Below are 20,333 nucleotides of genomic sequence, written 5' to 3' on the forward strand. Positions count from 1 at the left end.
AAGGGAGAATTCGATGAATCGGGTAATCCAGATAAAAGTTGAAATGAAACAGTTGGAAACTCAATTGGAACAGCTGAAAAGAGAGCTGAACATTTTTCGGGAAAATTGCAATCATGAATTTGTAATGAATGATTATAGTCAACAATGTACAAAGTGCTACTTAATCGAAAGTCTGCAATGGTAATGTTGCCTTAATTGTCCTTTCATTATCGGAATTAATCCCTTAATCATGTTGGGGCATTCAAACGAAGTCAACATGATTAAGGGGATATTTTTTATGCTCATTCATTAAAGCAAAGTTGGAAAATATAAATGCCGTTTGATACTTAACATTTTATTCCTTGTAGCCATTCTTGATAACATTCATCACATAGCATTTCATTTCTATCCGTGTCAGTAACTTGAAACGTTACGACATGGATTTTTTTTTCTTCCGTTTCATCAGTACAATAGAAGCATTTATGTGTCAATAGAAATCCTCCCGTTCAAATAAAAGTGTTTATAGTTTTAAACGTCACGTTTTTTTTATACAGAAAACTTGTCTGCAGCTTAATTGGTCCTCTTGGAAGAGTTTAGATTGAATAATCCAGTTGGGGTTTAACATACTAAACTTGTTCGCATCATTGATAAAACGAGGAGGGAAATACAATGCAAAACCAATATCAACAAGGTCAAGTACACCAGAACATGCAAACGGGTGCCATTCCCCCACAAATGAATCACGGTGGTCACGAAGTATTTGATGTACATGAAGTGTTGTCGGGAACGATTGGTACTTTAAACACGTATACTCTTTTACGTCAGCATATCAAGGATCAGGAATTACTTGACATTCTGGATCGTCAATATCAGTTCATCCAAGATGAATATAATATTTCATTGGAGTGCTTCCAAACGGGCCAGGATCCTTCTAAACGGACTCAGAGTTACAAAATGAATCAAGGTAACGATTTTATATATGGCTTGACACCAACTCAGCCAAAGAAACCTTTGCAATCCGTATCGGAAATTACGGATGAATGCATATCAGGCTTGATGCTTGGAGCTGTTAAGTCTGCAGCATCCATGAAAGCGATGGCAGCGCTTGAAATAACGAATCCGGTGGTTCGCCGCGTATTTGCAGATTCCGTTCCGAACTGTATTGAAATGGCATATGAGATTTCGATATATCAAAACAAACATCATTACTACCAAGTTCCACAGCTTGCACAGCAGGATATGCAACAAATGATGAATTCGTATGCACCCGCACAAGGCAATAACAATAACATGAGTCATTAAAATCGTTTGTTAAGAACATAAAGAAGGGATAGGACTAATTCTCCTATCCCTTTTTTATCATTGTTTCATCTGATTTATTTCCTGGATGCATTCCTGGACGAGGGTTACAGCCTGACTCATCGTGGCTCCTCCGCCGAATGCTGCGGTCACACCAATGGCTTCAAGAATTTCTTGTTCGGAACAGCCTTGATCAAGACATCCTTTTGTATGATAGATAATACAGTATTCATCTTGTGAATATAAGCTTATTCCTAGTGCGATAAGCTGTTTTTCTTTCTGGGATAATTGACCTTCTTTAAAGCACTCTTCCGTAAACGAATTGAATTTCTCTGCGAGATCAGGCATTTTATGCGTAAAGACACCGATTCCAGCTTTATAATCACGAAGAGCATTTTCAGTAGAATTGTTAGCTTCAAATTCCATTTTCCATTCAGCTCCATCCTAAATTTTTTTTATCAAAAATTAGTATGAGCTAAATGTTGGACGATTAAACAGAAACATAGTAGTTTACCAAAGTAACCATGGAACCGTCCTTCCTACAAGGCAAGTGAACCCTTAGGCCGGGTGGCTTTGAACCATTGATAACAAAGGATGCAAATAAGTGCAACGTCAATGGCATCACCGGCATAGTACATTAACATTCCTCCATTTTCCGCTTGTTCCTTGGTGACTCCGCTTGGAGGATGGGCAAAAATATATTTAGAAAGAATATCATGGCCGGCCAATGAAATTGTAAATACGATAGCTCGAAACATATAGCTGAACCTGTGGGGTGCAGGGTCCATATAAATCATGGACGCAGTGAATAGATAGCCTGCTATGAACACGTGAAAATGCACCAATGCATGTAGAAGGGCATTTTGATGCATTAACCCATATAACCCAGTCGTATAAAGTATCCAGAGTCCCCCGATATTAAGCGCGGAAGCAGTGATTGGATGACTTAAAATGCGCAGCGGCCAACTTTTCAAAAACTTTGAAAGTCTTCTTGCTGATTGTACATCAAGTGTCCGCAGTGCAAGAGTAATAGGTGCAGCAAGCACGAGTAGGATGGGTGCGATCATTCCAAGCAGTAAATGACCAACCATGTGCGCTGAGAAGTCCATATGTGCGCGATTGGCCATGGGGCCTATAATTGCAGAAGCTGCACAGATGGTGCCAAGAATCCAAAAGAACGTACGGTATAAGGGCCATTTTTTATAGCGGCGGTTCGAAATTACCACAGCTGCGATATAAATAACTATAACGAGCGAGAAAAGAATCAATAAAATCGGTTCAAAACCAGTTCCATTATCATGAATATGCCCATTACTGTGCATTGCGGCCGTCTTCTTTCATATTAAGTAAGCTGCGCCTTGTTTGAATGACGATGGTAATGCCGATCAGTATCATGATTGTGGCTGCAATGTTCCAAATCAAGTCGTATGGGAGAATATCGACATTGTAACGGATTTGATGAAGACGCATGAGCTTGTGCTGGATAATCCCATCATATAACTGAAAAGAACCTGCCCCGAGCAAAACTCCCCCTATCCACCTTTTCAGCCATAATCCCTTTCGGCGGCGAAGGTCAGCGAACATGAAAAGAGACGCGACCGTTGCGAACCAGCTTAGGGCATGAAATAAACCATCCGAGACAAGTCCGATACCGGATGTGGACTTGTCATAGAAATGGTGCCAATGTAATAGTTGATGAAAGATGGCCTCATCGATGAATGCCACCAATCCGATCCCGAATAGAAAACCGGACCATAGATTACGAGCGGAATACGTATATCGCAATTCTGAAATGGATTGATTTTTTTGATTTCGGGGCCTGAAATCCATTTTCCATCCTCCTTATAAGTTTCTTTATATATGGATGATTTCCCTATATATGGTTATTTTTACTTTACCCTGTATTGCAAAGTTATAGACAGGTAAATGGATCTTTTATAAATCTTATTAGTGATCCATTCATAGTCCTAAGATATCCTTGGATTTTTCAGTGGTCATTGTTAATTGCATGTAAATTTTTCCTGAATATTGGTTCATTATAACTGGATTCATGTTTCAAGCGTGGACAGGCGGGTAATAAAAATCTAGAAAGTCAACTATTAATAAAAGGAGGAGTTAATATGTTTCGTCATCAAAAAGAGTTGCAATTTGAAGTTAAGGTAGAGCGACCAGATCCGATGCTTGCACGTCAAATCCAGGAAGTGTTAGGCGGACAGTTTGGGGAAATGACTGTCATGATGCAATATCTTTTTCAGGGTTTTAACTGCCGTGGAGAAGAAAAATACAAAGATATGCTGATGGATATTGGTACAGAGGAAATTGGACATGTAGAGATGCTTTGTTCGCTCATTAGTCAATTGCTTGATGGCGCTTCTCCGGAGGATCAGGCAGAAGCCGCAAAAGATCCTGCTACAGCAGCGATCATGGGTGGAATTAATCCTCAGCATTTGCTCGTAAGCGGACTTGGCGGACTGCCAACCAACTCGAATGGGGTGCCTTGGAACGGATCTTATATTGTAGCGAGCGGAAATCTATTAGCGGACATGCGATCGAATTTGCATGCTGAAAGCCAAGGACGCCTCCAAGTGGCCCGTTTATATCATATGACCAAAGATGAAGGGGTCCGTGCTACATTCCGTAAAATGTTAGCCCGTGATCGATACCACCAATATCAATGGATGGCGGCCATTGCAGAACTTGAAGAAAAAAATGGCGTTGTCGTTCCCGCGTCATTCCCACCGGAAGCGGAAATGGAATCTCAACCGGAAGCGTACGAATTCTGGAACTTGTCAGAAGGTAATGAATCAGGAGACGGACTTTGGGCAACAGGAAGCGCCCCAGATGGTACAGGAGATTTTGTTTATGTAGCTGAACCAGTTGCAAAAGGGCAGATTCCTAACCCTAAGGTTCCGGCAGCACAATTGCATCATGACCTGGATAGAAGTCAATCGCTTAATAAAAGGTAATAGAAACTTTTCAACAAAAAGCTCGATGGCCCCTAAAGGGACATCGGTTTTTTTATGTTTACAAAATCTGATTATTTGCGTGTGGAAATGTTTTGGGGTAGCATAGTTTCCATCTTCAAGACTCCATTTTAAAGAATGGTCACTATTTTAAAAGTAAGAAGTGGGATAAATGAAAACAGTAGGTGCAGAACAATTGCTATTTAAAGATTTTTCCAAGCCCATGCCGGAAAAGGGCGAATATTAATTAAGGTGAAAGTTTTTACGATAGGCTCTTTTCGTAAAGATCGTTGTTTTTAAAACGAAACGATTTAAGGTTGATTGGAGCGCAAGTGCGAGACTCCTGCGGGAGCAGCGGGACAGGTGAGACCCAGGCGTTTACGCCGAGGAGGCTCACCGCCCGCCCCGCGGAAAGCGAGCATCTGGAGGGGAAATTAACCACACCGCTTTACTTGGTAAATAGCAACAAAGTATGCGAAAACAGCCTTACGATAAATAGAACGGATATTATTTCACGAGAAGGGAAATCCGGTTATATGGCCAATCCAATATAGGGGGTTGAAGTTTCTGTGGAAGTGGTGGAAAGGGAAAAGGTGGAGCTAATGGCAGATTGATTGAAGAATGAAATATGGACAAAGTATAATGAATATATACAAAGTCAAGATACTCTTCGACGGTATCTGTCTAAAGGGGGAATCTTAATGAATGAACTGAATTCATTATTCAGGAAAAGAATAGGGCTCCAGGAAGATGTGAAACTGACATTTGAGAAATTAGATGAAATTCTGGATAAGACAGCGAAAACCATTCCTTTTGAAAACTTATCGATCATGGCATCCCATCTGAGTGATATCAATAAAACAAATATCATGAACAAAGTCCTGGTGAGGAATGAGGGTGGATTATGCTATGAATTGAATGCAGCCCTTTATTTCTTCCTGAAGGAAAATGACTTTGATGTATTCTTGGTACGGGGTGTCATCTATAATCAGGGGTGGATGACCATAGGAAGGACCCATGTCACCATTCTATTGAACCAAGAGGGCCGAACCTATTTGATCGATACGGGTTTTGGCGGGAATCTGCCTTTAAAACCAGTTCCGTTGAACGGAGAAACGGTCGTTTCCCAAAATGGTGAATTCAGGATAAAAAAAGAAAGTACCGACCATGGAGATCATATCCTTGAATTAAAACTGAAACATAAAGATCGTGATTGGAGAATGGGGTATGCTTTCGATTCTTCAAAACCGGTAGGAAATGTAGCGGAACTTAATGAGGTCCAAACGATCATCAGGGAAAATCCCCAATCGCCATTTAATAAGCACCCATTAATCACCCGTTTGACAGACAGCGGGAACATCACTTTAACTGATACATCCATTACACAGTGGGAAGATGGGAAAGTGACGAAAGAAGAAATAGATGGAACACGATTTAAAGAGCTAATGAAACAGCACTTCGATAGATAGTGGAAAAAAGTCCTGAATATCAAAGGCGTCCATACCGAAAGACTGTCCATTCCCGACAGTCTTTTTATGAATAGTCTGCGAGGATGCTGGCGGACAGAAAGCGAATTTCTAAAAAACTTTCAATAGATTCGAATTCAGTGGGGGGAGAAGGATATGGAGAGGAAGAATCGATTGGTTTTTACTAGATCGAATGCAGCTGCTAAACGAAAATTCGATGATGCGATCACCATTTTGGAATATAGCGTAATGCTCGTTGAACTCTTTGGATTAGAAGAGTTCAACAATATAATTGCCGGACAGTTAAGGCTGATTCTATGTGAAACGAAAAATACGCGCATAAAGCGGGAAAAGGTCACGATTGACCACTCATTAATTAAGAAAATCAATCCTAACCCGAAATTGTATCCCATTAAAGACTCCATTCAAATGAGTAATGTTCATATTACGGAAGACCTCTTCGATTATACAAAACAGAGGATTGAGCTTAAGCTTTGGAGAAATCAAATTATCTATAAAACAGATATCGAAGGGAAAATCCAGGAAATAAAAATCATTGATTTTATTAAGGAAACAGCAAATAAGATTGGCGGTGCGCAAGCTGAATCAAGTTTCCCTAATAAGTCCATTATTTCGGATGGACATACCAAAATCATGTTAATAGGCATAGCGAAAGGGTTATTCAAATCCATAGGCAGGGATTATAAAAAACATGCCTCCATGAACCTTTCACATATCATGCAAAAAATCGAACAATCAACTTTGGGAGACTAGACATTAAGAAGGACTTTTGACCAAGTCCTTCTTGCTTGATTTCCAGGCAATATCCGGCAGGATTAATCACCTCAAATAACCTCTTTCAATAAACCATCTCTTTTACCTCGGTTAAACCACGCTGTTCACTTTTATTATTAAAAAATTAAGGTTATTAATATAGAAGAATGGGGAATTCCCGGATTACAAACAAACATGGGGGCCTTATATGTAAATGTAAAGACTTATTAAAATTACACTAAAATGCAGCTATGGATGATTGAGATAATTTATAATGATATTCCGAATATAGTTTTACACATTATTGGAAAAATAGACTGGGAATTTTAACTGAAAATAAAAAGGAAGAGATGATGATATGAAGGATTTTGAAGGAAACCTTCCTGCCGAATGGCTGGACTTAGTAACATTGGCAATGAAATCGGATGTTACAAAAGAGCAATTCAAAAAGTTTCTGCAAGAAAAGTCGAATAGCAAGAAAAGTAGCGATTGTGGTGGCTAAATGGAATCCTGTTCAGCCAAAGAAAGGTGATTTTTCCATCTGCGGAGAAAGGTTCTTCTTTTTTCAGGCCGTTAATATTAACGCTATCAGGTTAAATTCAGGAAGGACTGTTGCATAAAAAAAGTATGAGGCATCATTATTTTTTCGAAGAGTCACTCCATATTTTCTGCATATTTAATTGGTAAGATGGATGAAATCATAAAGGAGGTTTTATTCAATATGAAAAAAAGAACAAAATTGCCTATCATCCTATCATTATTAGCAGCGCTGTTTTTAGGCCTTGGCGCATGTTCCAATAGCGGTGATAAAAACAAAGAAGGTAAAGAAGAAATGGAACATAGTGAAATGGGCCATTCTAGCTCGGGCGATGTTCCTGAAGGATTAAAAGCTGCAGAAAATCCAACATATGAAGTTGGAAGTCAAGCGATTATCGAATCGGGCCATATGGAAGGCATGAAGGGGGCGGAAGCAACAATAGTGGGTGCATTTGATACGACTGCTTATGCAATTTCGTATACGCCTGCAGCTGGCGGAGAAAAAGTGGAAAATCATAAATGGATCATTCACGAAGAGATCAAAGATGCAGGTGAGAAGACGTATGAACCAGGAGCGGAAGTCACAGTGAATGCTTCTCATATGGAAGGGATGAACGGGACAGTCGCTGAAGTTGAATCTGCTGAAAAAACGACTGTTTATATGGTCGATTTCACACCGACTACGGGGGGAGAAAAAGTGAAGAACCATAAATGGGTAACGGAAAGTGAATTATCAGCGTCTGAATGATTTAAAATCATGATTTGCAAAACAGAAGAAGAAAATAAGTCTTGGTTATCCTTCCTGGTTGTTTTTTTAGATGAAACTCTCACTAGTTTGAAGAAATTTGCGACACTCCTGCCGAATAACCGGCTAGCCAAAGGAGCTTGCCTTGAGTAGGCTTGGCAGACAGTAGGCGGAAAGGGAGAGGATTTCTGAAAGCGACAGGGACATTGAAAAAATTTAAACAACTCGCTTTTCTTTGAGTTTGTCTACAGTCTGAAGGAATGGTAACAAAGCCATTCCTTTTTTTGTGAATAAACTTTCTTGAAGATTATTGTTTGTAGTGGATTGTAAAACTTTAGTATCTGCTAATGTGGATTTATCAAAATGCAAAAAATGGGGTGCAAGTATGGTGACTGGGATTAACTATTAGACCTTTTATCGAAAATGACTATGAGGCGCTGAGCAACTATTGTTTACCGATAGAACAAGCAATCTATACTTCTTTACCTTTGAAAGTTATCGAAGACTTCAGGAAGGATAAATATAACCTCCCCATGGTCATTTATTTAGATGAGGATTTGATTGGTTGTTTTGCCTTATATACGGATAAAGCGGGAAATCAATATACAAGTAATGAGAATGCGATTCTTCTTAAATCATTCTCCTTGGATTTGCGCCATCAAAAAAAGGGGCTGGCTTTTAAGACTTTAAAAGTTTTGCCTAAGATGATCAAACTAAGTCATCCAGATAAAAATGAGATTATACTAACAGTGCATCATTCAAACGTTCCAGCGATAAACTTATATAAAAAAGCTGGATTCGTTTACAAAGGATACAGATTTAACGGGGAAGAAGGGGAGGAATTTATTTTCCATTTACCTCTGGATTAAAGGAGCCTTAGATCACTTCCGGAATGCTTTGACCCGATAGGAAAAGAATTTAATTAATCGTCAGTATACAGTCAGCTTAAATATGAAAGAGTGGTTAAACGCAAAATAAGCATCTAAACGATGCTTAAGACTAAGACAAACTCGATGAAAATCAAGTTTGTCTACAGTTTTTATGAGGGTTTGTAAAACCTCGAACGTCGATTTCCACTCCAGGCACTCGCTTTCCGAGGGCGGTCCGGGAGCCTCCTCGGCGCCTGCGCCTGCGGGGTCTCCCCTTGACGCGCTTTTCCCGCAGGAGTCTCGCACCTTCCGTTACAATCAACTTTGTTTTGAAATTTAGATAATTTGTCTTCAAACTCAAGCATCTAAAAGATGCTTATTTTTGTGCGCCCGGCATGGGTGCAATCTATAGGGTGAAAGTCCCGAACCATGAAGGCAGTAGTAGTGGTTAGCTTAATGCAAGGGTGTCCACGGTGACGTGGAATCTGAAGGAAGCAAGCGGCAAACCTCCGGTCTGAGGAACACGAACTTCATATTAGGCTAGGTATCATTGGATGAGTTTGCGAAACAAAACAAAGTCCTTACTGCCGAAGGTGGTACAGAGTAAATGAAGCAGATAGATGGAGGGAAAGATTGCACTCTTACCCGGGGAGGTCTGATGACAGCCAAGTACACTTGGTAACCTGTCCAGTGATGGACAGCTGAATCATCAGAAGTCAGCAGAGGTCATAGTACTTGTCTACTCGAGAAGATAAGGAAGGACCGAACAGATTAAGGAGGATGAATACTGGGCGTTCGTTATCTGCGAAGAAGCAAACAATTCCTAACGGAACTTATTTGAGGGAAGAAGTGGTGAATACACGGGGAACTTCAAAAGGGCGGAGCAGATAAAGGCACAAATAGACCATTTATCCACGTAGAAAGGATATCAACGATGTTAATGGAACAGATACTAGAGAGGGAAAACTTAATACAGGCATTGAAGCGTGTAGAAAGAAATAAGGGAAGCCATGGTGTAGATGGAATGCCGGTTCAAAACCTGAGACCGCACCTCGCAACCGAATGGTACAACATGAAAACTGCCCTTTTACAGGGTACCTATCAACCGCAGCCCGTCCGTCGTATCGAAATCCCGAAACCAAACGGCGGAGTTCGGCTATTGGGTATTCCAACCGTTCTAGACCGTTTCATTCAACAAGCCATTGCCCAAATATTGACCAAGATATATGACTCAACCTTTTCGGAGAATAGCTATGGGTTTCGCCCTAACAAACAAGGGCACCAGGCGGTTCGAAAGGCAAAGTCCTATATAACCGAAGGTTATACATGGGTAGTGGATATGGACTTGGAGAAGTTCTTCGATAAAGTGAATCATGACAAGCTCATGGGAATGTTAGAGCGGAAAATTGAAGATAAACGAGTTCTCAAACTGATTCGTAAATTCCTTCAAGCAGGCATTATGATAGGCGGACTTTTTCATAAAAGTGAGGAGGGAACTCCGCAAGGAGGTCCGTTAAGTCCTATATTATCTAATATCATGTTAGACGATTTAGATAAAGAACTAGAGAAACGTAATCTTCGATTCGTAAGGTATGCGGATGACAGTACTATCTTTGTGAAGACACGAAAAGCCGCTAAACGTGCAATGGGAAATATCTCAAACTTCATTGAAAATAATCTGAAGCTAAAGGTCAACTACGAGAAGTCGAAGTATGATCGCCCTTGGAACAGAACGTTTCTCGGTTTTAGTTTCACGAAGTCAAAGAACCCGAAGGTTCTACTGGCTAAACAAACGGTGAAGAGAGTAAAGAAACGAATCAGGGAAATGACCTCGAGGAAATCACCGATACCCATGAAACTCCGAATAAATAAGTTAAAGCAATACCTTAGAGGTTGGATGGGGTATTTCGCCCTCATTGATACTCCGAACGTATTGAAGAATTTAGATTCATGGATTCGAAGAAGACTCAGGATGTGCCTATGGAAACAATGGAAATTACCAAGAACGAGGGTGAGGAAACTCAAAGGATTAGGCGTCCCACTTGGAAAAGCATATGAATGGGGAAATAGCAGAAAGGGTTATTGGCGCATAGCGCATAGTCCTATTCTAGACAAAATCCTTAATAATGTTTATTGGCTCCACCAAGGGTTAGTAAATCTATATGAACGATATACAAAACTACGTCAGACTTAAACTGAACCGCCGTATACCGAACGGTACGTACGGTGGTGTGAGAGGTCGGAGGCTAGGCGCCTCCTCCTACTCGATTGGAAGGCATTCCATCCAACCTACCATTCAGGAATTTTCACCATAATTCTAATATGGATACGATATATTCAGAATTCATGGTATCCATCCTACAATTTCTAAAATCGTGAGAACGATTTCAAAGACAATGAGAATCACAATGATCCATTCGACGAATAGTCCCCTGATCGAATGGCTGATGTTAGAAAACCCATCCATAATGTTATATAAAATTTCGGTTTTACTTTTCAAGATTTTATACCGATCATTCAATTCAAAAAAATCAAGCATTCTGTCATAAAATTCGCCGGCAATACTGCTTGTCCATGTAATATCAGGTTTATCCAGAATCATGATATACGCTAGGGTATTGTACTCGTGACGTACGATTTTTGCCGTCGTCCTCGCTAGTTCCTTATTGCCGATTCTCAGCTTGCCTTTTTCCAGTCGGTCTATCATGGCTTCGAGCTTGTCGTGGATTTTTCCCAGTTGTTCCTCGGTTTTTTCGAGTGCCACCGATTTTGCGAGAATAGTGGAAATTAATTCAGGGTAGAAAAATTCAAATTTAGGCACAACTACATATTCGTCTGTCAAATTGATGTTTTCAGTTTCACTTAAGTGAAGGCTGTAATCGTCTGTATATCTATCTACATTAACGAGATCAATGTCCGGCTCGAAAGAATGGATAAAGGATGAAAATTCCTTAATCTCATCCGCGTGTGAGTAGTTAATGAAGACAATGCTGCCAAAGGAAAAAACCAGCACCTGTTGCGATTCATCCACATTTTTATTAAGGATGGAACTTAGAATATCTCCTTTAAGGATTAAAGGCTCTTCCCAGGTGAATTTTTTAGGGATGCCGCAATGAATGGCTATTTTGTTCAAATCAATTTCATTAGTGATTGCACATGCTTTAAAGGTAATCGGTCCCATCTATATCACTCTCTTCGGCAAATTGGTCTTTTTTCGATTCTATTCTATTCTTACAAAAACATGCTTGAATAATTCTTGAAGTAGAAAAAGTTAACTGACCGGTGGCTGAACCAATAAATTCCATTAAGGGTATAAAAAATAATCAAGTCTATGCTTTGGGTTTATGCTCTACACTCCCAAGTCTTATTAACGGATAAAAAATACAATAGTTTATATGTAAGAGGGTGATTCCGGTAAATGGATCGCCCTTCTTTTTTTGCTGATCCTCCCGGTTATGTCATTAATGAAACTTAACAAAAACATATAAAAGTTCATGAAAACTTTACTTTTATTTACAGAATTCTCATATTGATGTCAATATTCAGTAATACATGTTTGTTATAATCGATTGACGGTTTTAAATGTGATTGGAAAAGGGTCTTTTAAAAATCCTTCATTTACAGATAAGTAGCAGGCTGATTGAAGATGACTGAATAGTAGGAGTGAACAAAATGAAGGAATCTATAAATCTATATGAGCTTACATTTAGTGAAAAAGATAGATATGTAATCATTACGAATGCTTATCCACATGAAGATCAGTTATATCGGAATGGGTTTATCCACCGAAGAGTCAAGGCTTATCTGGATGAGGGTTTGAAGGTTGATGTCTTTGTTTTGCATCCTGCCTATAAAAATGCAGAAAAGTATACGTATGAAGATGTGCCTGTTTATCGAGGAACTGAACAGCATCTGCGCATTTTCTTAAATCATAAAGTACATAAAAAAGCGCTCATTCATTTTGTTAATCCAAAAATGGTACAAGCGATAAAAGAAACGAACACAGATTTACCGATCATCACCTGGATACATGGATTTGAAACGGAGGCATGGCATAGGAGATGGTTTAATTTTCTTGAAAGTCCTGAAAGCTTGAGGAAGATACTTGAAATGTCGGACGACTATTATGTAGAACAGCTTTCTTTTATGAATTGGTTTTATCAAACGAATGAATTGGATACGACCTTTGTTCATATTTCCAAATGGTTCAAAGAACATATTGCGGAATGTGACGCAAGAGCGGAATCGAAAAATTCAGTAATCATTCCTAATGTAATAGATGACAATCTGTTTACCTTTAAGGAAAAGCCAGTTGAAAAGCGGACAAAAGTCCTTTCAATCAGGCCATACGCTTCACGAAAATACGCCAATGATTTATCGGTGAAAGCAGTGCTGGAACTATCGAAGAGACCATACTTCGATAAGTTGGAATTTGCATTTTATGGTGATGGAAAATTGTTCGATCAAACCGTTGAGCCAATCCGGGATTTTGAGAATGTAACGATTCATAAAGGTTTCCTATCACAGGAGCAAATCGCTGCATTACATAAGGAGTATGGAATTTTCCTTTGCCCGACCCGTTTGGATTCTCAAGGGGTTTCTATGTGTGAGGCTATGTCGAGTGGGCTAGTGCCGATTTCAACAGATATCACGGCAATCCCGGAATTCGTAAAACACGACGTTTCTGGCCTTCTAACAAAACCTGAGTCCCCTATCGAAATTGCCGATGCAATAGAGCGCTTATATTACAACCCGGACGTATTTTCAAGAGTGTCAAAACAAGCTTCTCAGTCGATTCGAGAAAAATGCGCGGTAGATGTTGTTATTAAAAGAGAATTGGAGATTATCCAAGGTTAAATGAGGGGAGTTTTTTCAATATGGACGAACGAAATGAATATTGGAAAACTATGTATGAGGAACTTGAATTACAAATGAAAGACATGATGTCCATGACATTGGAGCTCATAGAGGGAAGTGGCACTGAAAAACAAAAAATAATCGAGAATATTACAAAAGAAAATAGTAGGCTGCGGGAAGAATTAGAAAAAAATAAGATGGCCCAAAAAGAAAATATTCAGCTTAACAAAGAAATACGAAGACTTAAGTTATTAGAACACAAATTCAACGTTACATATGCAGGGAAATTCACGTTAAAATATCTTGCGCTTAAATCATCTATTAAAGAACAAATAAAAAAATAAACATTCATATCAGATTTCAGTCATTGGAGTGAAAACTTTGAATTCACATGAACTAGTTGAAAACAGAAAAATGAAGGTGCTTCTATTTGGCTTTATTGACATGAATTCAATGGATGGATCTGCAGTATTTTTATCTTCCTTAGCATCGACCATTGCGTTAGATTCCAACATCGAAGTTGACTTACTTTTAGCTAGCCCGGTCAAACGTGATATCTTAATTCAGCCTCTTGAGAAATTTGATAATATAACCATTCTCAATCCTTTTATTGATCCTTTTTTTAGAGCCACAGATGATGAGTGGGTAAAAAAAGGTGTCATTGATTTTGATATAGCTGAAATGCTCATTTCAAATTATTGGAGTCAAAAGGAATATGATTGGCTATTTGTAAGAAGCATTGAGACTGTTGAAAAAATAGCAAAGCATGAGCATATCATAAAGAATACATTAGTTTATGCTACAGGCCTGACTCACATAGGTCAGGATGTTAATGAAGAAAAATTTGAGAGCATTAAAAATATATATGATCAGTGTGCGTATTTCTTATGTCAAACAGAAGAGATGTGCGAATTTGTCATTGAGATTCTTAATTTGAATAAAGAAAAAAACAAAGTTTCCTTGCTTACCCCGATGATACCGAACGTTGAATCAGCAGAAGGGCAGCCCCGGTTAAAAAACAAACTTGTATATACAGGGAAATTCGACCCTGATTGGAAGACCATTCCCATCATTACTGCCTTTAAAGAATTAAAGCGCGAGATTCCGAATTTATCACTTGATGTAGCGGGGGATAAATTCAAATGGGTTAAAGATGATTCTCAGTTTAAGGAAGAAGCGGCATACCTCCTTAAAAATACAGATGGGCTTACATGGTACGGGGCATTGACAAGGGAGAATGCCCAACAATTAATCGTGAACAGTGATATTGGGATAACCTGGAGAAGTGAGGAAATGGACAGCAGTCTGGAACTGTCTACAAAGCTATTGGAGTATGGCATCTTAAGGAAGGCTGTAATAATGAATCCAACCGAAATGCATATAAAGCTTTTTGGCGAAGATTACCCGTTATATGCTGTTACAGAGAAGGATTTCCGTGACGCTGTCAAATTAGCGCTATGTAATAAGGATGTATATGAGTTTGCTGCAAAACGAATGTATCAAGTTAGCAGGCAGTTTTTATTTTCGGAAGCAATAAAAAAACTGCAAGGTCTTTTATGGAGCAAACGTATTACAGATTATGTAAATGAAAGTACGGATATGTTTTATATTGATGAAGATGATTTTGATGAACTGAATAAGCATGCACCATCAAAAAAAGTGAAAAAATTGCCTGTGGAGTTTAATGTTGACGAAGTTTTCACCTATATTGTCAAAAACATACCTGAAGAAATAAAACGAGTTGAAAAACTGTTTAAACTGTCTGGGTATGGTCAAATCACTTCAGTAGAAAGATCTGGATGTTATACATTTCTCCACATCCATAAAAGTAATGGAAACTTTGAACAAAATTTTCAAAATAACATGCCATATTTAAAAACCATAGGATTTGAAACCTATGGCAACCCTAAATTAAAACCAAAAGATGTGGGAGTTTCAATGAAAGAACAGGCAATGGTCGATAATAAAAACAATGAAATTAAAGTGAAAAATAAAGAATTGGTTAAAGAAGTAAAGCAATTAAAAAAACTGAACACAGTTCAACTTAAACAAATTACTAAGCTGGAGAAACAAAACCTAGCACTTGGACGTAAATATCATTCACTTTCGAAGTCGAAAATGGGTAAAATGACATTCAAGTATTGGGATTTAAGAAAAAGGCTTAACTTTTAATAAGAAGGTAAGCCTGCAATTAGTCAGACCTTCTTAACTATATATTAGTCAAAGGAAAGCTCCTGAATGCTGCACGCTAACAGGGGCCTTTGTCATTTATATCGAGTAAAGGGGCAGGGGGATTCTTGCAAACCTTTTATTTATGTTGTCAATTTCCGCAGTATGTATAAAGCTGCGTCAGTTTACTTTATTAAAACTTGGACTAATAAAGATTCACGGAATTACAAAAAAACTAATCTTTCACCAATTACCCAAATAGACCGAATAGCCGTTAATGGTGTTATAATATTCTGAAAAAGGGGGAGAGATGATGGAGGAGAATGTTCTAAAAGCGATTCAAGATGATTATCCAGATGAATTTGCATGGTGTTATGGATGTGGCCGCTTAAACAATGATGGTCATCATTTTCGAACGGGTTGGCAAGGCGAGCAAACAAGGACAATTTATACACCACGACCAGAGCATATCGCAATTCCAGGATTTGTTTATGGCGGCTTGATTGCATCTTTAATTGATTGTCATGGAACAGGTTCCGCTGCTATTGCATTGCATCGTAAAAATGGTCATGAAGTTGGAGAGGGAGTGGAGCCTCCAAGGTTCGTGACAGCTTCACTGAAAGTGGATTTCGTAAAGCCAACCCCAAATGATGTGCCATTAATTGCCGTTGGGACGGTTCATGAAATACATCCTAAGAAGTGGAAAATCGAAACAGAGGTTTTTGCCATCGATAAACTTTGCGCCCGTGGAGAGGTAATCGCTGTTGTGATGCCAAGTACTTTTACAAGCAAAGAGTGATCTTAATCAATGTAAACGAAATCAACTAAAGAATTAGATTTTTTTATCAAAGGACCGTCCAATTATTTGGACGGTTCTTTAATGTATCTGAGTATCCATTTCAAGCATGTTATCGCTATAAAGCGGCATGTAGCTGGAAATCACAAGCGAATTGTCAAAAATATCAATATACTTACATTATAAGCAAAGGGAGGTCGCATAGATGAAAATAAACGTAGAGATAGATGAGGAGGTCCAAGCGATAGAGGTGCTTATCCGCAATCATGAATGGAATGAGGAAGTGCAGGAACTGATGGAGCGCTTGAAGGAGAGGAAAAGACCGTATTTTGTCGGCAGGAAAGGAGAAATGCAGCATGTATTCCGGGCAGAAGAAATTATCTGTTTGTTCACAGAGCAAGATTCCATAATGGTGCGGACAAAACAGGGTACTTTCGAAATGAAAGAAAGGTTATATGAACTGGAAATGGACCTTCCCGGTAATCAATTCGTGCGATTGTCCAAGTCAGTGATTGCCAATTTGGATGAGTTAAGCAGATTCGAGGCGTCTTTCAACGGGACCTTATGTGTGTACTTCCGATCAGGGGAAAAAGAATATGTTTCCCGCCACTATGTTCAAGGAATCAAGAAAGCATTTCAATGAAAAAGGAAGGGATTATGATGAAAACACTATTATTCTGCAGCTTTGTTGGGATTTGCTTTGGGGCACTCGTGATGGTGCTGACATGTTTTGGGGTGATCGCTTTTGGGGAGGCTGCTTCATTGGACAGTGGAATATTTTTAAAAAACGCGATGGGCTGCATATTATGCGGCTGGTTCTTCAGCACGGCAACACTCTTCTTTGAAAATGAAAGATGGAGTTTGTTATCTCAAACCATTCTGCACTTCCTGACTGTCAGCATTCTTTACTTCCTATTATCCTTCTTTGTTGGTTGGATTCCATTCAGCTTAAAAGGATTTGCTATAGGAATTGGGATTTTCATACCATTCTATATAATCATTTGGACCATATTCTATCTCTACTTTCGCTTCCAAATGAAAATATTGAATGATGGACTTGATAAGAGAAGGAATTGAGTGTGGATTGATCAGTTAGAGCGGTGTAAAGTGAACCGCGATAAAATACTAAACAGTCAGGAAAGGCATTTTCATATAACACGCCGGTTTCGTGATGCATGCATTAACTGCGGTATGAACAATGGAAACAAAAGTTAAAGCTGCAAAACGATTAACTTTGCATTTAACTGAACATGAATTCCAAAAGGATTATGGGATCAGGTGCCAGGAAGATACCGTACCAACTTAAACTAAAATCCCTTAGACCTGCTCGACCTATAGCAGGTCTATTCATTTCATCTTTCCTGTGGTATTACTCCTTTTGTTTGACCCCCTTAGGATATAAATAAAGAGACACCGCTCGCTGTTGTATCGGTGTCTGTTTGTATTTTATCGGCTTTCTATCATTAACATTTCATCATAGATTAAGTGTTGTCTAAGCTCAGTGGCTGTTTGCATGGATATTTGCTCATCTTCAACCATTTGCTGAATGATATCACGTTCGATTTGCATCGCATTCAACTGAAAATGACTCACCATCTCTTTAAAGCGATTTGCTTCTTTTTCACTTAATGTTCCGAATGGATTCAAATAACGATTATATCTTTGAATGACAAGCATGACTTCATGACGGTTTTCAGGTGCAGTTTGTTGTTTGATCAATGAAATAGCTTCCTTTGAAGCTTCTTTTTGTGCTTTACGGAAATCCCGGATCAGGTCAGCATTTTTAACGATGGAGTCCTCTAATTTCGCTTCCCATTTCTTATCCCATTTGACATTGATCTTTTTCTTGAAAAGAATCGCCTGCAGATTGACCCAAGCCCTTTTCAGCGAAGATTTTTGCATATAATTCAAGGTTCTTGAAATATATACTTTATAAAGTTCAAAGGCTGTTTCCGATATAGTCCCTTTTTCGACTAATCCAGAAACGACCTCCAATTCCTTGTTGGCACCTAGCTCCACTAAATCACGTATTGTCCGATTATCCGGTCTATTCGTTATTCCCCGCTCCAAATCTATCAGTTGTTCATTTAAATCTTCCATCACTTGATGGACTGCTTTCTGATTATCGATGGTTGCTTCTTTGCTCAACTGATCGATCGTTTTATTTAAAACAATTTTATAAGCCTCATCAGGGGTTAGGCGTTCATCTTTGAATTCAATCGGTGTCTTTACCAGTAATGGCAAGAGTACCGTAGCCAATATGACGCTTAACAATATGACGCAAGCTGCGATAAACAAGACTGTATTACGCATCGGGAATAAAGAGTCATCCGGCATGAAATATGGTATGGATAAAGCTGTAGCCAATGTAATGGTGCCATGAATGCCGCTAACGGATGTCAAAAATGCAAATCGTGATCTTGAAACATTCCCATCATCGTTGTCTTCGCCATCTTCTGGATGAACCCTTGACATGATGAATTGCTCTAATGGATTCACTCTGTTTTTCGTAAAAGTATCATGCAAGATGTATACCCAAATAAAACGGATCACCAATAATAAAAGAACGATCAAAACACTTATCCCAAAAAGATTACCCCTATTTAAGTCGGACTCAATCTCCTGATAAACACTCGGCAACATGAATCCTAATAAAGCAAATACAAGTCCATTCAAAACATAACCTAATACAGACCATGTATTAGTTGATACAATTTGCAATTTAGTTGTGGAACTCTGAAGGCGGTCCCGCTCGATGCCATGAATTACACCTGCAGCAACCACTGCCAAGATTCCGGATACATGGAATTCTTCAGCTACCATATATATGGCAAAAGGCGTAATCAGTTCAATGACAGTGGACATGGAGATTTCTTCAAGTCCATGAACCCGTAAAAATAATCGTAATTTAACGATTAAATAGCCCAATAGGATACCTATAAAAATACCGCCCAAAGCTACAAATATAAAATTAAGCGAAGCATCTTTTATAGAAAACACTCCAGTTAAGGCAGCTGCCAGGGCCACTTTAAAAGCAACGATTCCAGCAGCATCATTGAAAAGTGATTCACCTTCAAGGATGGGCATCATATTTCCGGGCAATTTCAACCCTTTTGTAATCGATTGTACTGCTACGGCATCCGTAGGGGTAATCGTGGCTGCTAAAGCAAAAGCGACAGCCATCGGCATATCGGGTATTAACCAGTGGATGAAAAACCCTCCTGCAAAAACGGTCACGAATACTAACCCAAAGGCCAATAACAGAATAGGCTTACGCAATTCAAGCATTTCTTTACGGGACGTATTTTTTCCTTCTGTAAAGAGCAGCGGAGCAATGACACAGATCATGAATAGTTCTGAATGAAAATCCAACGATAATTGAAATGGCAATAATGAAAGCACTGCTCCCATGGATATCTGATATATCGGTAGTGGAATACGAGTCCATATGGCATTTAATATTGTAGCGATTATCGTGGAAACCAATAATCCGAGCAATGTGATTAAAAATGACATAGAATCTCCCTTATCTTCTAATGTTTTAGTCTGTTTGCCCATGAAACTTCTATAAAAAGATAAAAAAGCAGAGGTATTTTAAAGCGAATCATCCTTTAAAAAGTATCCCCTACTTTATGGCCTTGCATATCTTGGTCAAAATCCATACTTAAACAGATACAGTATTTTTCACTAATATGTGGCCTCGTTTTTTGATATACCCCATAGCTATTAAATACAAACAGGATATCACAAATGTTTATGTTTTAATCAACTGCTTAAATGAAAATTAAGTTCATGCTGGAATCAGGATTTTCTGTATAAAATACCCTTAATGAAGAAACATAGAAAAATGGAGTTAGAGCGACCTGCAAAAAAATGGGG

Annotated in this window: 21 protein-coding genes; 15 read left to right on the plus strand and 6 right to left on the minus strand. The window is 38.9% G+C overall.

The features are described from left to right. The first annotated feature begins 13 nt into the window (after positions 1–13). Positions 14–184, plus strand: a complete 171-nt coding sequence (locus QNH43_RS03995) for a hypothetical protein (RefSeq protein ID WP_283916872.1) — start codon at positions 14–16, stop codon at positions 182–184. Positions 185–326: 142 nt separating this feature from the next. On the opposite strand, the gene QNH43_RS04000 is transcribed toward QNH43_RS03995, so the two are convergent. After that, positions 327–470 carry a hypothetical protein gene (locus QNH43_RS04000; RefSeq protein ID WP_283916873.1) on the minus strand — a complete coding sequence of 48 codons (144 nt, stop codon included), beginning with the start codon at positions 468–470 and terminating at the stop codon, positions 327–329. 178 nt (positions 471–648) lie between these two features. Between QNH43_RS04000 and QNH43_RS04005 the strand changes: the two genes are divergently transcribed. Beyond that, positions 649–1,281, plus strand: coding sequence for a spore coat protein (locus QNH43_RS04005; protein ID WP_283916874.1), 633 nt, complete (start codon positions 649–651; stop codon positions 1,279–1,281). A 57-nt stretch (positions 1,282–1,338) separates the two neighbouring features. On the opposite strand, the gene QNH43_RS04010 is transcribed toward QNH43_RS04005, so the two are convergent. From QNH43_RS04010 to QNH43_RS04020, 3 genes are all read right to left on the minus strand, one after another. Further along, positions 1,339–1,704, minus strand: a complete 366-nt coding sequence (locus QNH43_RS04010) for a carboxymuconolactone decarboxylase family protein (protein WP_098370871.1) — start codon at positions 1,702–1,704, stop codon at positions 1,339–1,341. Positions 1,705–1,817: 113 nt separating this feature from the next. Beyond that, complete coding sequence (locus QNH43_RS04015) at positions 1,818–2,600, minus strand: cytochrome c oxidase assembly protein (protein ID WP_283916875.1); 783 nt, start codon at positions 2,598–2,600, stop codon at positions 1,818–1,820. Further along, entirely contained in the window at positions 2,590–3,108 is a 519-nt protein-coding gene (locus QNH43_RS04020) for a DUF2243 domain-containing protein (protein ID WP_076367837.1), read from the minus strand. Before QNH43_RS04020 ends, QNH43_RS04015 begins: the two co-directional genes overlap by 11 nt. A gap of 290 nt (positions 3,109–3,398) precedes the next feature. Between QNH43_RS04020 and QNH43_RS04025 the strand changes: the two genes are divergently transcribed. From QNH43_RS04025 to ltrA, 7 genes are all read left to right on the plus strand, one after another. After that, complete coding sequence (locus tag QNH43_RS04025) at positions 3,399–4,244, plus strand: manganese catalase (RefSeq protein ID WP_144528520.1); 846 nt, start codon at positions 3,399–3,401, stop codon at positions 4,242–4,244. 698 nt (positions 4,245–4,942) lie between these two features. Beyond that, entirely contained in the window at positions 4,943–5,710 is a 768-nt protein-coding gene (locus QNH43_RS04030) for an arylamine N-acetyltransferase family protein (RefSeq protein ID WP_283916876.1), read from the plus strand. 153 nt (positions 5,711–5,863) lie between these two features. Beyond that, positions 5,864–6,481 carry a hypothetical protein gene (locus QNH43_RS04035; protein WP_283916877.1) on the plus strand — a complete coding sequence of 206 codons (618 nt, stop codon included), beginning with the start codon at positions 5,864–5,866 and terminating at the stop codon, positions 6,479–6,481. A gap of 358 nt (positions 6,482–6,839) precedes the next feature. Beyond that, a complete protein-coding gene (locus QNH43_RS04040) occupies positions 6,840–6,983 on the plus strand; it encodes an anti-repressor SinI family protein (RefSeq protein WP_142244568.1) in 144 nt (47 codons plus the stop codon). 219 nt (positions 6,984–7,202) lie between these two features. Continuing rightward, on the plus strand, positions 7,203–7,766 hold the full coding sequence (locus tag QNH43_RS04045) for a YdhK family protein (RefSeq protein WP_283916878.1): 564 nt from the start codon (positions 7,203–7,205) through the stop codon (positions 7,764–7,766). Positions 7,767–8,233: 467 nt separating this feature from the next. Further along, on the plus strand, positions 8,234–8,632 hold the full coding sequence (locus QNH43_RS04050) for a GNAT family N-acetyltransferase (protein WP_349654814.1): 399 nt from the start codon (positions 8,234–8,236) through the stop codon (positions 8,630–8,632). A gap of 934 nt (positions 8,633–9,566) precedes the next feature. Further along, positions 9,567–10,826 carry a group II intron reverse transcriptase/maturase gene (gene ltrA / locus QNH43_RS04055; RefSeq protein ID WP_283914588.1) on the plus strand — a complete coding sequence of 420 codons (1,260 nt, stop codon included), beginning with the start codon at positions 9,567–9,569 and terminating at the stop codon, positions 10,824–10,826. A 150-nt stretch (positions 10,827–10,976) separates the two neighbouring features. Here ltrA and QNH43_RS04060 read toward each other — a convergent pair whose 3' ends face one another. After that, entirely contained in the window at positions 10,977–11,813 is an 837-nt protein-coding gene (locus tag QNH43_RS04060) for an RMD1 family protein (RefSeq protein WP_076367827.1), read from the minus strand. Between the two features lie 491 nt (positions 11,814–12,304). Here QNH43_RS04060 and QNH43_RS04065 point away from each other — a divergent pair, with 491 nt between their 5' ends. The 6 genes from QNH43_RS04065 to QNH43_RS04090 all read left to right on the plus strand — a co-directional run bounded on the left by QNH43_RS04065 (position 12,305) and on the right by QNH43_RS04090 (position 17,531). Continuing rightward, a complete protein-coding gene (locus QNH43_RS04065; RefSeq protein ID WP_283916880.1) occupies positions 12,305–13,489 on the plus strand; it encodes a glycosyltransferase family 4 protein in 1,185 nt (394 codons plus the stop codon). Between the two features lie 20 nt (positions 13,490–13,509). Then, the gene (locus QNH43_RS04070) at positions 13,510–13,833 is read left to right on the plus strand and encodes a hypothetical protein (RefSeq protein ID WP_076367823.1); all 324 of its coding nucleotides are present in this window, start codon (positions 13,510–13,512) and stop codon (positions 13,831–13,833) included. A 37-nt stretch (positions 13,834–13,870) separates the two neighbouring features. Further along, on the plus strand, positions 13,871–15,661 hold the full coding sequence (locus QNH43_RS04075) for a glycosyltransferase family protein (protein WP_283916881.1): 1,791 nt from the start codon (positions 13,871–13,873) through the stop codon (positions 15,659–15,661). A gap of 310 nt (positions 15,662–15,971) precedes the next feature. Next, entirely contained in the window at positions 15,972–16,457 is a 486-nt protein-coding gene (locus QNH43_RS04080; RefSeq protein ID WP_283916882.1) for a PaaI family thioesterase, read from the plus strand. A 202-nt stretch (positions 16,458–16,659) separates the two neighbouring features. Continuing rightward, positions 16,660–17,097: a LytTR family DNA-binding domain-containing protein gene (locus QNH43_RS04085; protein WP_283916883.1), complete on the plus strand. Its 438-nt coding sequence runs from the start codon at positions 16,660–16,662 to the stop codon at positions 17,095–17,097. A 17-nt stretch (positions 17,098–17,114) separates the two neighbouring features. After that, positions 17,115–17,531 carry a DUF3021 domain-containing protein gene (locus tag QNH43_RS04090; protein ID WP_283916884.1) on the plus strand — a complete coding sequence of 139 codons (417 nt, stop codon included), beginning with the start codon at positions 17,115–17,117 and terminating at the stop codon, positions 17,529–17,531. Between the two features lie 369 nt (positions 17,532–17,900). Here QNH43_RS04090 and QNH43_RS04095 read toward each other — a convergent pair whose 3' ends face one another. After that, positions 17,901–19,970, minus strand: coding sequence for a Na+/H+ antiporter (locus QNH43_RS04095; RefSeq protein ID WP_283916885.1), 2,070 nt, complete (start codon positions 19,968–19,970; stop codon positions 17,901–17,903). Positions 19,971–20,333 lie beyond the last annotated feature (363 nt).

The sequence above is a fragment of the Peribacillus simplex genome (assembly GCF_030123325.1).
Taxonomy (GTDB): Bacteria; Bacillota; Bacilli; order Bacillales; family DSM-1321; genus Peribacillus; species Peribacillus simplex_D.